General features: G+C 62.6%; 15 protein-coding genes. 3 read left to right on the top strand and 12 right to left on the bottom strand.

Going from position 1 to position 13,856, the window contains the following annotated elements; translation table 11 throughout:
- The 6 genes from HGQ17_RS06885 to HGQ17_RS06860 form a co-directional block, all read right to left on the bottom strand.
- Positions 1 to 1,227, bottom strand: coding sequence for a CaiB/BaiF CoA transferase family protein (locus HGQ17_RS06885; RefSeq protein ID WP_168887231.1), 1,227 nt, complete (start codon positions 1,225 to 1,227; stop codon positions 1 to 3).
- A 96-nt stretch (positions 1,228 to 1,323) separates the two neighbouring features.
- Complete coding sequence (locus HGQ17_RS06880) at positions 1,324 to 2,175, bottom strand: amidohydrolase family protein (protein WP_168887230.1); 852 nt, start codon at positions 2,173 to 2,175, stop codon at positions 1,324 to 1,326.
- Positions 2,176 to 2,178: 3 nt separating this feature from the next.
- Positions 2,179 to 2,478: a cupin domain-containing protein gene (locus HGQ17_RS06875; protein WP_211090497.1), complete on the bottom strand. Its 300-nt coding sequence runs from the start codon at positions 2,476 to 2,478 to the stop codon at positions 2,179 to 2,181.
- Positions 2,475 to 3,308, bottom strand: a complete 834-nt coding sequence (locus HGQ17_RS06870; RefSeq protein ID WP_229503375.1) for a DUF6807 family protein — start codon at positions 3,306 to 3,308, stop codon at positions 2,475 to 2,477. Before HGQ17_RS06870 ends, HGQ17_RS06875 begins: the two co-directional genes overlap by 4 nt.
- 388 nt (positions 3,309 to 3,696) lie before the next feature.
- Positions 3,697 to 4,545 carry a nitroreductase family protein gene (locus tag HGQ17_RS06865; protein WP_168887228.1) on the bottom strand — a complete coding sequence of 283 codons (849 nt, stop codon included), beginning with the start codon at positions 4,543 to 4,545 and terminating at the stop codon, positions 3,697 to 3,699.
- 57 nt (positions 4,546 to 4,602) lie between these two features.
- Positions 4,603 to 4,854, bottom strand: a complete 252-nt coding sequence (locus HGQ17_RS06860; protein ID WP_168887227.1) for a fibronectin type III-like domain-contianing protein — start codon at positions 4,852 to 4,854, stop codon at positions 4,603 to 4,605.
- On the opposite strand from HGQ17_RS06860, the gene HGQ17_RS06855 reads away from it, so the two are divergent.
- Complete coding sequence (locus HGQ17_RS06855) at positions 4,841 to 5,086, top strand: FCD domain-containing protein (RefSeq protein WP_168887345.1); 246 nt, start codon at positions 4,841 to 4,843, stop codon at positions 5,084 to 5,086. The genes HGQ17_RS06860 and HGQ17_RS06855 overlap by 14 nt on opposite strands.
- Here the strand turns inward: HGQ17_RS06855 and HGQ17_RS06850 are convergent, their stop codons facing one another.
- From HGQ17_RS06850 to serS, 3 genes are all read right to left on the bottom strand, one after another.
- The gene (locus HGQ17_RS06850) at positions 5,087 to 6,628 is read right to left on the bottom strand and encodes an AMP-binding protein (protein ID WP_168887226.1); all 1,542 of its coding nucleotides are present in this window, start codon (positions 6,626 to 6,628) and stop codon (positions 5,087 to 5,089) included. It lies immediately after the preceding gene.
- Positions 6,629 to 6,703: 75 nt separating this feature from the next.
- Positions 6,704 to 7,198: a Dps family protein gene (locus tag HGQ17_RS06845; RefSeq protein WP_168887225.1), complete on the bottom strand. Its 495-nt coding sequence runs from the start codon at positions 7,196 to 7,198 to the stop codon at positions 6,704 to 6,706.
- A 189-nt stretch (positions 7,199 to 7,387) separates the two neighbouring features.
- Positions 7,388 to 8,674 (bottom strand): serine--tRNA ligase, encoded by a 1,287-nt coding sequence (gene serS, locus HGQ17_RS06840; protein WP_168887224.1) that lies wholly within the window; start codon positions 8,672 to 8,674, stop codon positions 7,388 to 7,390.
- Between the two features lie 69 nt (positions 8,675 to 8,743).
- Between serS and HGQ17_RS06835 the strand changes: the two genes are divergently transcribed.
- Entirely contained in the window at positions 8,744 to 9,733 is a 990-nt protein-coding gene (locus tag HGQ17_RS06835; protein WP_168887223.1) for a diacylglycerol/lipid kinase family protein, read from the top strand.
- 3 nt (positions 9,734 to 9,736) lie between these two features.
- Here HGQ17_RS06835 and pheA read toward each other — a convergent pair whose 3' ends face one another.
- Together pheA and HGQ17_RS06825 are read right to left on the bottom strand one after the other, a co-directional pair.
- Positions 9,737 to 10,651 carry a prephenate dehydratase gene (pheA, locus tag HGQ17_RS06830; protein WP_168887222.1) on the bottom strand — a complete coding sequence of 305 codons (915 nt, stop codon included), beginning with the start codon at positions 10,649 to 10,651 and terminating at the stop codon, positions 9,737 to 9,739.
- A complete protein-coding gene (locus tag HGQ17_RS06825) occupies positions 10,648 to 10,974 on the bottom strand; it encodes a rhodanese-like domain-containing protein (RefSeq protein ID WP_168887221.1) in 327 nt (108 codons plus the stop codon). Before HGQ17_RS06825 ends, pheA begins: the two co-directional genes overlap by 4 nt.
- 38 nt (positions 10,975 to 11,012) lie before the next feature.
- Here HGQ17_RS06825 and HGQ17_RS06820 point away from each other — a divergent pair, with 38 nt between their 5' ends.
- The gene (locus HGQ17_RS06820) at positions 11,013 to 12,485 is read left to right on the top strand and encodes an amidase (RefSeq protein ID WP_229503374.1); all 1,473 of its coding nucleotides are present in this window, start codon (positions 11,013 to 11,015) and stop codon (positions 12,483 to 12,485) included.
- Here the strand turns inward: HGQ17_RS06820 and HGQ17_RS06815 are convergent.
- The gene (locus tag HGQ17_RS06815; protein WP_168887220.1) at positions 12,482 to 13,831 is read right to left on the bottom strand and encodes a sodium/glutamate symporter; all 1,350 of its coding nucleotides are present in this window, start codon (positions 13,829 to 13,831) and stop codon (positions 12,482 to 12,484) included. The genes HGQ17_RS06820 and HGQ17_RS06815 overlap by 4 nt on opposite strands.
- Between the last annotated feature and the right edge of the window lie 25 nt (positions 13,832 to 13,856).

The raw sequence follows: 13,856 nt of genomic DNA, 5'->3' as shown, positions 1-13,856 counted from the left end.
TTACTCCTTCTTCGCGCTGGAGGTCGCCTCGCTGATCTGTTCGGGGCTGAACCCCAGCAGCCCTTCGAGGATCTCCTGGGTGTGTTCACCCAGTTCGGGGCCGAGGTGTTCGATAGGTCGGGACTTCTCCCCGAAGACCGGAACCACACCGGGGAATCCGACGTCGTCGAGGGTTTCCTCCCCGGTGGAGACCGACATCGGTTGGACCATTCCGCGGGCCAAATACTGGGGGTCGGTGCTGATATCTGCGGCAGTGTAGATGGGCCCGGCCGGAACTCCAGCGGCATCCAGTGCTTCTAGTGCTTCCTGTTGGGTTTTGGTCTCGGTCCAGGCGCTGATGGCGGCGTCGAGCTCCTCGCGGCGCTGCCAGCGCTGGGCGTTGGTCTGCAGTCCGGGGTCCTCGCCGAGGTCCGGGCGGCCGATGGCTTCCATATAGCGGCGGAAGATGGAGTCGCCGTTGCCGGCGATGACCACACTGGAGCCATCGGAGCAGAAGTAGGCATTCGAAGGGGCCACGCCCTCCATGCGTCCACCGGTGCGCTCTCGGTCGATGCCATAGGCGTGATACTCCGGCAGCAGGGACTCCATCATGGAGAACATGGCCTCATAGAGGGCCACATCTGCAGTGCGCTCGGGCAGTGGGGCGGGTCCGGTGCCCTCTGCTCGGTTGCGTTCGCGGCGGAAGAGGCTCATGGCCACGCCGAATCCGGCGTAGAGCCCGGCGATGGAGTCACCGATAGAGACTCCCACCCGCACCGGGGGACGGTCGGGGTGACCCACGAGGTTGCGGAAGCCGCTGAAGGCCTCAGCCACGGCGGCGAATCCTGGGCGGGGCGCCAGGGGGCCGGTCTGACCGAAGGCGGAGATCCGGGAGATCACCAATTCGGGGTTGATCTCGTTGAGCACTTCGGGGCCCAGTCCCCATTTCTCCAGGGTGCCGGGCCGGAAGTTCTCCAGCAGGACATCGGATTCGGCCACCAGTTCCTTGACCGCCTGGACTCCGGCCTCGGAGCGCAGGTCGAGCACCAGGGATTTCTTATTGCGGTTCAGGGTTCTGTGCAGCATGGAGGTGCTGCCCTTATACATCCGCCAGTTGCGCAATTCATCACCGGTACCTGGGCGTTCGACTTTGATCACCTCGGCCCCGAAATCGGCCAGCAGCCTGCCGGCAGTGGGGGCGGCGATGTAGTTGCCCAGTTCAATGACCCGCACGCCACTCAGTGGCATCAATTACCTCCTGCTTGTGCCTCATATCACAGGCATATCCTACGGTGATGGCCATCAGTAGGTACGACGACGGCGCCTAAAGTCCACTCTCTGGACTCAGTCCAGCCCCACCAGCGAGCGCGGGGTGTGCCAGAGGACATCGGCCAACCAGGCATCACCCAGCCGCCAGTCCTCCAGGACCTCGAGCTGGTGTTCGTACCGGTAGGGGATGGAGGGGAAGTCACTGCCGAGGACAATCTTGCCCGGCAGCCCGGCGATGAGTTCGGGATAGTCCTGGGGCACCGGGGCGATCTGCTCCATGTAGTCGGTGCCGACCATAGTGGTGTCGAGGTAGACCCCGCGGTGTTCGGCGGCCAGCTGGGCGAATGCGTAGTAATCAGGCAGGCCCGCATGGGCGATGATCAATATGAGATCCGGAAACTTCTCGAGCAGTTCATAGATGGGTTCGATACCGGTGTGCTCGCCGGGGTGAGGTCCGTGACCGCAGTGGATGATCACCGGTGTTCCGGCTTGGGCCACTGCCTGCCAGGCCCCAGTCAGTTGGGGGTCGATGGGCGAGAATCCCCCGACTTGGATATGAATTTTGAAGATCCGAGCCCCGGCCTCCAGTGCGCCGATGGCAATCTCTTCGGCTTCGGGTTCGGGGTAGAAGGTCCCGGAATGAATGACCTCCGGATATTCGGCGGCCATCTGTGTGGAGTAGTCGTTGAGCCAGGCCGCCATCCCTGGTCGGTGGGCGTAGTTCAGGGTGCTGAAGGCTTTGACTCCGAGTCCGCGCAGCACCTCGACTCGCTGCTGTTCGGGGAGTCGGTAGGTGATGGGCCAGGCTGGGGCGCCGGCTGCCTCCACCTGGTCGAAGAAGGCCCAGACCTTCTCTTGGACCCGTTGGGGCATGAAGTGCACATGCAGATCGACAATGCCCGGAATGCCCAACCGCTGCAGCAGCATGGACTACCCCCGCCAGGTGGCCAGCCGGTGCACGGTTCCAGGGCTGAACCACAGCAGTGCGCCGGGCACCAGGCTGTCCTGAGCGGGGCCTGCTGCACTGATCGTGTGGACCTCGCCGCGACCCGCGGTAATGAAGTAGGCCTCAGTGGAGAGGGTGTGCAGATGCGGGGAGCCGCCGTGAAGCCCATCCGGGGTCTCCCAGTTGTAGACGCAGAGGTGGGAGAGGCTTGTTCCGCCGGAGAAATGCGGCAGGGCGCGGTCGACGACGGGGCTGGCAGTCAGTGGGTTTACCGGATCACTCATCCCAGCCGGTACTCCTTCGCAATAGCTTTCAGCTGCTGGCCTTCAAGGACTTCCTCGATGAAGACGAATCGGTGGTTCAGCCTCAGGGTACCGTCTGCCGGGAGGTGGATCTCCTGGTCGAAGGCCGGGGAGGGGCTGGCCACGGCGAAGATTCCGGTGCGGGTGAACCATTTGATCGGCGGGACTTCGGCATCAGCACTGGTCGAGGTCCCGGAGTAGACCAGGACTGTGCCCCCGCCGTCGTAATCGTCATGTTCTGAGCTGAAGGCAACCCATTCGGCCTCGGTGCCCATGATCTCGGCTTCATCCGATAGCCCCGTGGAGGAGGTGACCGAGCAGCCGGTCCAGGACCGGGGTCCGCGCCAGAACCAGCCGGTGTAGCCTGCATGCTCCCGTCCGGCGGTGGTGGGGCTGCCTAAGGCGATAGTGCTGCCGCGGGTATTGGTGATCTCTGTGGTCAGATCCACCGCCCAGAGTCCGCGGCCGGCGGCAAACCGGTTCTGATCCAGGGAGTGGATGCGATGGATGCGATGCTCATTCATCCAGTGTTCACCGGCTGCGGTGATCCACTTCAGGTCCTCGTCGAAGGTGACTTCACCACCGCCTGTGGGGTTGTTCCGGAAGCCGGTGTGCTTCATCGTGCCGAGGTTGTCCTTCATGACGTACCACTTGGTGTCTTTGTCGAATGAGGCCCCGCCCCAGAAGTTCTGGTCGTCGACATGGGACCAGGTGAACTGCAGTCCGGTGTGCCAGCGGTGGTCCCAGGGCAGGCGAACCGAGACCTCGGCCCCGCCGGTGAAGCGCAGCGGAAACAGATCACCTGCTACCAAGCACAGTGAACTATCGCCAATCAAGAAAACGGAAACTAACTATTTCTTGAGGATAATTCAATGAAAACTGGTACAAGAAGAACAATCGCCTCAGGGATACTTTCACTGGGACTTGTAGCTGGGGGGTCAGCAGTGGCGGCTGCGAACAACTTCGACCCTGGACCCCCTCCGTTCTGCGACAGCAGAAATCATGTAGCTCAATCTGGGGTGAGCTACATGACGTATATCTTGAGTAGAACGACAACCATAAATAACACCTGGTATCACACATATAACTGGCACACATCAATAGGCATAGATGAGTATTCAGGGGTAATAACATGTCGGCACGAAAATAGACCGACATCGCCTCTCTGATATATGCAGATCCGGAACACGAGGCCTAGAGCTATTTGAGGCCGAAGCCGGCGCGTTCGAAGACTCGGCGCAGGAAGTGTCGCTTGGCTGACAGCACTGCCTTGGGGCCGACTCGGCCGACCAGCTGGCGGGTCCAGGAGCTGGGTTTGCCCCAGCGGCCGAAGTACTCCGCCAGGGTCTGGTCGTAGTCGCCGACATCGGTGGCGGCTTCGGCGTCGTAGGTCTCCCAGTGCAGATAGGCGCTTTGCGGGATGCGGGGTTTGATACCGGCTTCCTCCCCTGGGTCGGGGTGACCGATCTCCAGACCCAGGAAGGGCACCACATACTCTGGGGTGCCGAGTATCTCCCCCACCCGTTCGGCGTCGTTGCGCAGGGAACCCAAAAAACAGGTTCCCAGCCCAAGAGAACGGGCAGCTGCCACCGCGTTCTGGGCGTTGATGCCGACATCGCAGGCACCGACGAGAATCTCATCAAGGTACTCGGCACCGGTGTATTCGACCTCCGGCTTCTCCTCTTGGGCCGCGGCCACTGCCTGCCGGATCCGGGAGGTATCGACCAGCCAGACCAGCACCACCGGTGCGGAGGAGATATGCGGGGCCTGAGCGGGGCCGCCCACTTCAGCCAGGGCCTGACGGGCCTCGGCGTCACGGACTGCCACGACGGAGACCACCTGCTTATTCGAGCTGGTGGAGGCTGACTGTGCCGCTGCGGCGATGGTGCGGATCTGGTTCTCACTGACCTCAGTGGGCAGCCATTTACGCACCGACCGGTGGGAGATGAGGTTCTCCAGAACGGGATTCCACTCCTCCGGGATGAAGTCAGGTTCTTTCCCCCAGCGGGCGGTGAGGTGATCCAGCGGTGTGGCAGTGGTTTCAGTCATGGATACGAATCTACCCAGCATCAACCGGTGACCGGACACTATGACTTCGTTTGACCCTCAGCTCACCCGTGCTGGTGTGGTCATCACCCGGGATCCGGGGATGCGGCGCAGCTGACCTGTCAGCGTGACCTCAGCGCCCAGGGGGAGGTCCCCCGCACTGGGGCCGATCCAGAGGTCGATGAGTCCCGGTTCCACAATCCGTGTGTAGTCCAAACCGGTGAAGGAGAACCGGTCGGCATTCACCTCAAAGGTGACCCGCTTCGACTCCCCCGGTGCCAGCTCTACCCGGGTGTAACTGCACGATCTCATTGCCCTGGGCGGCGGCAACCCCTATGTTCGGGATGCCCTGAACAGGCTGCACACCCACGCGCATCTGTTCCGGTTGGCCAATTACGCCCAGATCACCACACGTGCGGTGGATGAGCATGCCCTGATCCTCAGCGCCATGCGGCAGCGCGATCCCGGCGAGGCCGCCCTGGCCATGCGTCATCACATCAAGCTCTCGGCCGAGCGTTTCCGCACCAGCTTTCAGGGCGACTGATCAGCCTGCCTCTGCAGCGAATACCTCAGCGTACTGCTGTCGCAGCTGAGCCTTCTGCACCTTGCCCATGACATTACGGGGCAGGGCTGCGATAAACCGGTAGGCCCGGGGCTGTTTGAACCGGGCTAACTGCTGCGAGACATGTTCCTCAAGCTCCTCGGTCAGTGACTCATCGGGGTCTGCTGCCTCCTTCAGAACCACCGCCGCCAGCACTGTCTCGCCGAAATCTGGATGGGGGACGCCAACCACAGCCGATTCCTGCACTGCCGGATGGTCATCCAGGATTTCCTCAATCTCCTTGGGGTAGACGTTATAACCCCCGGAGATGATGAGGTCCTTATCTCGGCCAACGATGCAGAGGTAGCCGTCCTCATCGATCCGCCCGAGGTCACCGGTGATGAAGAAACCGTCCTCGCGGAACTCAGCTGCGGTCTTCTCCGGCATATTCCAGTAGCCGCTGAAGACATTGGGACCGCGCACCTCAACGATGCCGACCTCGCCCTGTTCCACTTCCTTACCGTTCTGGCGAGAGACCACTCGGACTTCCACACCGGGGAAGGGCTTGCCGACCGTTCCCGGTTTGCGCGGACCTCCACCGGAATCGGCGTCCGAAAGATATGGGTTGGTGGTGTTCATCCCGGTCTCGGTCATCCCGTAGCGCTCCAGGATGGCGTGGCCGGTGCGCTCCTCGAAAGCCTCGTGGCCCACTGCCAGCAGAGGCGCCGATCCCGAGACAAACAGCCGCATGCCAGAGCAGATCTCCCGGTTCAGCCGTGGGTTCTTCAGCAGCCGGGTGTAGAAGGTGGGAACGCCCATCAGCACGGTAGCCGAAGGCAGCAGATCCAGGATGGCCTCGGCGTCGAATTTCGCCAGCCAGTACATCGAGGCACCGGAGGCCAGGGTCATATTGGCGGCCACAAAGAGTCCGTGGATATGGAAGATGGGCAGGGCGTGGATCAGGGTGTCCTCGGCGGTGTAGTGCCAGGTCTCCAGCAGCGCCTGACAGTTGGAGGCCAGATTGTAGTGGGTCAGCACCGCACCCTTGGAACGTCCGGTCGTTCCTGAGGTGTAGAGGATCGCCGCGGGGTCCTCGGGCTGGGCCTCGTAGACCGCGGTATGCGGCTGGGTCTCCCGGAGGAGTGTGCCGTCCTGTTGAGTGCCCAGGGTCTCGACAACCAACCCACTGCGGTGGGCGTGCTCAGCAGCGGCCGATGGGTCACAGACCAGGACCTTCGGGGCGGCGTCGTCGATGAAATAGTCCATCTCGGCCCCGGTATAAGCAGTGTTCAGCGGCAGGAAGATCCCACCGATCTGAAGGGTCGCGAGGTAGAGCGCAATGGCCTCCGGGGATTTCTCCACCTGCATCGCCACCCGGTCCCCCGGTGAGACACCGTCGCTGACCAGATTGGCAGCAATGGCCTCGACCTTCTGCCGGGTCTGGCCGTAGGTGATGCTCTCGCCACCGGGGATATCGAAGAGAACCTTGTCAGGGCGTTGTTCTGCGTGGTTGCGGAATGCCTGGTAGATGGTGCCTTCTGACAATGTTCTTCCTTTCGGTCACACAAAAAGCCCGGCCCCACATCAGTGTATGGGGCCGGGCTTTCTTCAGGTGGGGAATTAGCCGGAGACTTTCTCCAGGTGGGAGCGGATGAACCACTGGAAGAGTTCCAGCTCCTTGATCTGACCGATCAGGAGATCCTCGGTGACCATATCGGTGTCGCCCACCTTGCCCATGACCTGACGGTGGTCCTCAATGACGCCGGTGTAGACCTTGTCGAGTTCCTTGAGGTGAGTCTCCACATCAGCCTTGAACAGGGGGTAGTCCTCCCATTTGCGTTCGGAGACCAGCTCACCGGAGAGCCCGGAGGGTGCAGTACCCAGGGTCGCAATCCGCTCGGCGACCTCGTCTGCGAACTCCCGGATCTTATCGGTCTGGGGGTCGAGCATCTCGTGGACGGCGATGAAGTTGGGGCCCACCACATTCCAATGAACATGCTTGAGCACGAGCTGGAGGTCGTTCAGGGCATGAAGACGGCCCTGCAGCAGGCTGGCAAGCTCCTTGCCATTGTCCTTGCCGATGCCGGGGACGGTGTAGTCAGCGTTCTTCGTCATCTCAACACTCCTTCGATGTTGATGCGCCGGCTCTCTGTCGGCGTCTGAGTTAATCTTAGGAACTCAAAACAAGCCGCGCTAGCAAGATAAGGCTGGTCTCACTAGCTGCTGCGAGAGTTCACAGTTCCTTGCTAACCAGTGAAGGTGAGTGTTACCTGACTAAAAACTGTGAGGAACGAGGACGCCGAGCTACTTCGGTTCAATAACCTCAAGTCCACCCAGGTAGGGACGCAGCCCCTCGGGCACCCGCACAGTGCCATCTGCCTGCTGGTGGTTTTCCAGGATGGCGACGATCCACCGGGTGGTGGCCAGGGTTCCGTTGAGTGTTGCCACCGGGGCGGTGGGGCCCTTGGAACCGTCCTCCTTGGTGGTGCGTTCCCGGATGTTCAGACGCCGGGCCTGGAAAGTGGTGGTGTCCGAGGTTGAGGTCAGCTCCCGGTAGGCGCCCTGGGTGGGAACCCAGGCCTCGCAGTCGAATTTCCGGGCAGCGGAGAGCCCGAGGTCACCGGCTGCGGTGTCGATCACCCGGTAGGGCAGCTCCATCTTGGCCAGCATTTCCTCTTCCCAGGCCAACAGCCGCTCATGCTCTGCCTTGGACTCCTCTGCCGAGCAGTAGACGAACATCTCCAGCTTGTTGAACTGGTGGACCCGGATGATGCCGCGGGTGTCCTTGCCGTGGCTGCCGGCCTCGCGCCGGTAACAGGTGGACCAGCCGGCGTAGCGCTGGGCGCCTTCGGAGAGGTCGAGGATTTCATCGGCGTGGTAACCGGCCAGTGCGACCTCGGAGGTGCCCACCAGGTAGAGGTCGTCTCGTTCGAGGCGGTAGATCTCGTCGTCGTGCTCCACATCGAATCCGGTGCCGGACATGGTCTCCGGGCGCACCAGGGTGGGGGTGATCATAGGGGTGAAGCCGTACTGCAAGGCCTGGTCCAGACCCATCTGCATCATCGCCAGCTCCAGTCGGGCGCCGATACCGGTCAGGAAGTAGAACCGGGAGCCGGAGACTTTGGCGCCGCGTTCCATATTCACCGCACCCAGGGATTCGGCCAGCTCCAGGTGGTCCTTGGGCTCGAATCCTTCGGCAGCGAAATCGCGCGGCTCGCCCACGGTCTTGAGGGTCACGAAGTCGTCCTCGCCACCGGCGGGGACACCTTCGTGGATGAGGTTGGGGAAGGAGCGCTGCAGGGAGGTGAGTTTCTCCTGGGCCTCATCGGCGGCGGCGTCGGCGGCTTTGACATCCTCGGCCAGCTGCTTGACCTCGGCCAGCAGCTGCTGCTTCTCCTCGCCCTGGGCCTTGGCGACCTTTTTGCCGAAGGATTTCTGTTCGGCACGCAGGGTTTCGAAGCGGGTGATCGCCGCGGAGCGGGCCTCGGAGGCCTCTATCAGGGCATCCACGTCAGATTCTGCGGCCCCGCGGGCACGCTGGCTGGCTCGATACTTCTCCGGATCAGCGATGAGGTCCTTGATGTCAATCACGGGTAACAGACTAGTACGCATCCGCCTCCTCCCGCGCCGAGGCGGGCCGGTTCCGCTAGGGTCGCATATATGACGGAGCGGGAAGAGACCGAGAAGCGCCTGGTCGGAGTGGTGCTCAACGTCGCCAAGGACGATGCTGCGCTGGTGGTCCGCCTGGTGCATGCCGCCTGCTCCCGGATGGGTCTGCCCGAGCCGATCATTATGGCCTCCTCCGCAGGAGATCCCGGGCACATCATGACTCGGCGCTGTGTGGATGCCGGCTGCACCACGGTGATTGCCGCCGGCGGTGACGGCACGGTCCGGGCGGTGGCAACCGAGCTGATCGGCACCGATATCGCCTTGGGCATCATTCCCCTGGGCACCGGGAACCTCTTTGCACGCAATATCGGTCTGCCGCATCATGATCTGCTGCTCTGCGCCGAGGGGGCTGTGCATGGGGATCCGCAGCTGGTGGATACTCTCGCCCTGAGCCTGGAGCGGGCCGATGGTCAGGAGGACACTGAGGTTTCGCTGGTGATCGCCGGCGGCGGGCTGGATGCCGAGGTGATGGCCGATACCCGTGAGGTGCTGAAACAGCGTGCCGGTTGGCTGGCTTATGGCGAGGCGGGCCTACGGCATGTGGCCGGTGCTCGTAAGGCAGTCACAGTAGAGCTCGACGACGGCACCACGGCTGATTTCCGGGTCCGTTCCGTCCTGCTGGCCAACTGCGGGACCCTGCAGGCGGGGCTGCAGCTGGCGCCTTCGGCCAGGTTCGACGACGGGAAGCTGGATATTGTGCTGTTCACCCCGCGCCATGCCTTGGATTGGGCGAAGATCGTCACCAAGACAGTTCTGCGGACCCATATGGAGGTCCCGGTGATAACAGTTAAGCAATCCCCCAGTACTCGGCTTTCGATGGCCGAGCCGATGCCCTTTCAGGTCGATGGGGACCCCGTGGGTGAGGTGACCTCAGTCCATGCTGAGGTGGTGCCGGATTCACTGATCGTCCGAGGGGTGGTCCCTCCCCTGCTGGAGGACCCCACACCGGACCCGCCGGTAGCGGACATCACCGAGGACTAGGATTCAAGTCCTCAACGACTCTATCCAGGCGCTAGCAGCTGCGAAGGCTTCTTCGGAGACTTCGGCGTGGACGGCCTGGGGCTTCTCATCGGCCCGGGGGTAGGAGCCGAGGAACCGGATCTTCGGGGAGATCCGGTGGATGCCGGCGAGCGCGTCAGCCACCCGGGGCTCAGCAATATGCCCCTCGAGGTCAATGGAGAAGTAGTAGTCGCCCATCCCGAATCCGGTGGGCCGGGATTCGATCCGGCACATATTGACCCCATTGGTCTCAAAGTGCTCCAGAATCTCCATCAGCCCACCCGGCCGGTCCTCCGGCAGAGGAATCATCACTGTGGTCTTATCTGCCCCGGTGGGTTCGGGCACCGGACCTGGCTTGGCCGCCCGGACAAACCGGGTCACCGCACCGGTGACATCCTCGATCTCGCGGGCCAGCACATGCAGACCCAGCTGCTCGGCCACCAGGGGCGCGCAGACTGCGGCATCGGCAATCGGGGTCTCCCCCAGCAGGCCGTGGGCGGCTGCTGCCGTTGAAGAGGCCGGCCGGTATTCGGCATGCGGCAGGTTGGCCTCCGCCCAATTGCGCACCTGCGCCCAGCCGTGGGTATGGGTGGCCACCGACTGCACCTCATCCAGGGACTTCGGCTCGGTGGCGACCAGCACGAAGGTAATCGGCACCAGCGCCTCGGCGGTGATGTGCAGGTTATGCGCCACCGAGACGGCATCCAACGTGGCGGTGACCCCGCCCTCTACAGAGTTCTCGATCGGAACGACCGCGGCGTCGGCGTCGTCGTTGTCCACCATGGACAGGGCGGCGAGCACACTAGTGGCCGGCAGTCGCTCGGCCTCATCGGCCCCGGGCATCTTCAGCAGGGCTGCCTCAGTGAAGGTCCCAGCCGGACCCAGATAGGAGTACTTCACAGGATGCGGGGGTCCTCTCCGGTGCTGGACTCCAGGGGTTTCTCCGCGTTGAGCCACTCACCGTAGCCGCCAGCGACCAGAAAGGCCGAGTAGCCCTGGCTGGTCAGCCAGCCTGCGATGCGTGAGGCCCGGCCACCGCTGCGGCAGAGCACGTAGTAGTCCTCATCGGGGTCCAATTCCTGGAACCGGGCGGGGATATCGTCCACCGGGATATGCACCGCCCCAGGTGCGTGACCCGGTTCGAACTCATAGGGTTCACGCACATCCAGAATCGCGGCGTCGTCGGGAACTTCTGCTGCGGGGACAGTCTCATAGTCGGACATGACTCAACATTATCGTCTCCGGTGCATAGGGTAAGGATATGGAGTCCTCCATCGCCCAAGCCCCGAATCCCGCCGCCAAGCACACTACTGACCTGTCAATGTCCGATTTTCGCGCGGCCACCGCCCTGCAGTGGCGGCATTCGGTGCTCACCGGGGAGGTTTCCTGTGTTGAGCTGACCACGATGGCGCTGACCGCAGCCGCGACGATGAGCGATCTCGGCTCGTTTCTGCATTTGGATCCGGAGTTTGCCCTGACCCGGGCTGAGCAGCAGGACCGGACGCTTCAGACCCTGCGTGGTGCCTCACCTGATGCATTGGCCCAACGCGCCCCGCTGGTGGGCCTGCCGACTGCGTTCAAGGACCTCGTGCCGGTGGCGGGGCTGCCGCTGACCTTCGGGACTCTGGCTGCTCCCGCGCAGCTGCCGGCCAAAGATGCTCCGCTTGCCCGAACTGTTCACCAGGCTGGGGCGGTCAGCATCGGTAAGACCCAGGTTCCGGAGTTCGGGCTGCCCTGTTATTCGGAGAATCAGCTCGCCGGTCCTGCCCGGAACCCTTTGGATATCTCCCGGACTGCCGGGGGCTCCACTGGTGGTGGGGCGGCCGCGGTGGCTGCCGGGATTCTTCCGATCGCCCCGGGAAACGACGGCGGGGGTTCAGTGCGGATCCCTGCGGCTGCCTGTGGGCTGGTGGGACTGAAGCCAGGCCGCGGCAGAATTCCCGACGACGACGCCTCTGCCTCAGTGCGGAACCTGGTGACCTCCGGTCCGATCGCCACGATCGCCGAGGATGCGGCCCTGCTCTTCGATGTGATGGCTGAGCAGCGCGGTTTCGCGGTGAACGCAGTGCAGCAGGCTCGCCGTCATGGGTTGGCTCCACTGACGGTGGGGGTGACCACGGAGTCTCCCTTCACCCCGGATCTGGATGTCGTCTTGTCCGAGGATGCCCTGGTGGCCCTGGAGAACGGGATCACCGCCTTGGGCCGGCTGGGCCACCACGTAAAGGGCACCGAGGACTGCACCGGGCCGGAGAGGTTCTGGACCGCTGACTATCACCGGGACTTCCAGATTCTGTGGACTGCACGCTTGGCGGAGCTGGGCTTCGGCGAGGAGCAGATCCAGCAGATGGAGCCGCTGACTCAGTACTTTGTGGAACTGGCCAGCTCGCGCTCGACGGCGACCACCGAGGCCGCAGTGGGCAGGCTGCAGGAGTTCGCCGATTCCGCTGAGGACATCTTCGGCCCCTGGGATGTGATCCTGACTCCGATGTTGGCTTCCGCCCCACCGGAGCATGGCTGGTTCGCCTCACTGTCACCGGAACAGAACTATGTGGAGCAGTGCCGGTTTACCCCGTACAGCTCAGTGGTCAATGTTCTGGGACTGCCGGCGATCAACGTGCCGGTACACACCAGTGAGGACGGTCTGAGCTGGTCGGTGCAGCTGATCGGCAAATTCGGCACCGAGGAGCACCTGTTGGCCCTTGCCGCCACCATCGAGCAGAGCCTGGACCGCTAGGCAGCTCCTGATTTGGCCGCCTGCCTTTGGCCACGCAGCAGTACCAGCGGAATGGCCAGGCCGACGACGGCTATGGCCCCGTAGATACCGACCACCGCCCAAGCCGAACCGGCAAGCACCAGCACTGGGGTGAAGGTAACTGCTGTGATTTCCACAGCTGTGTTCGGGATGGTGGCAACGGAGTACTGCTCGAGGGTGTTGGACCTCAACCGCGGGTCCACGATGCGCAGCATAGCGATGCCCATCGCGACGGTTCCCGTACCCCACCCCCAGGTGAAGAGCTGCTTCTCGAACCAGGCATCGCCTAGGACACGAGGAGCCATCACGAGTCCCAGCACAAGCAAGATGCCCAGACCCACCACAAACAGAATTGTGAGAGCAAGCCAGTTGTCTGCAACGACTGACGGTGCGATGGAGGCAATGCCGCAAACAACCAGAACATCGGTGGAGCTTCCAGATATCGACCGCAGTGACTCTTTGTCCATGTGGCGACTCGTTGAGGTCACCGACATCAGCCAGCGCAGCACAAGCCCCAGAATGAATGCCAGGGAGAACAGGGGAAATGCCACATCTGGGAAAAGCCCGCCCAGTATCTCGTTGACACCATAGGCACCTGCGGTCAGAGCAACGATGATCGAGACCTGAAACATGAGGGATTCGATCGAGGCTGAGGAGAAACGATGGTTTCCGATGGGTGAGGGATCTTCGTCGCCATCAAGGACGCCGGTACGAATATCCCGAGGCAGGTGGCGCATTCCCTGGAACTCGTTGACATGACCGCGGTTGGCAGCCACTTTCGCCTGAATGACGCCTCCAATAATGGCGATGAGCATACCCACTGTGGCGGAGGTGAACGCTAGAGACTGTGCACCTTCCCATCCGCTGTCCTCGAAGACGCCGCCGATGGCTGCCGCTGACCCAAAACCACCGACCCAGCCTGCGAAGAGGAGCAGCCCGAACCCGTCCGGAGTCCCCAGTAATGGCGCCAGTATCGCCAAGCCCACCAGAGCACCAATTGCCACCTGACTGGAGTAAATGAGCACGCTGTAGCTGGCGAAGTTTGCCAGGGGCCGCCCGATCTTTCGGAGGTCGAAATCACCGGCAAATGCGAGGCAGGCGAAAATCACAGCGATCAGAACCGAGGCATACGTTCCAAGATGCTCTGAGAACGGCAGGAGACCGAGGAATTCGGGGCCCAAGAACAGTCCTAGGAATCCTGCGATGACGCTTGCGGGGATGAGTAGGGACTGCACCGGTCGCAATTTGGCTCGGATGATGGTTCCTATGACCAGTAACAGGCCGATCAGTCCGAGGTCGGTCAATAATGTCCATGGGGTGAATTCCATGTGATCTCCTCTAGCTGGATTTTCA

The sequence above is a fragment of the Nesterenkonia sedimenti genome, assembly GCF_012641515.1.
GTDB classification, from domain to species: Bacteria; Actinomycetota; Actinomycetes; order Actinomycetales; family Micrococcaceae; genus Nesterenkonia; species Nesterenkonia sedimenti.
Note: the sequence above shows the minus strand (reverse complement) of the source record. Positions and strands in the feature narration are given on the sequence as shown.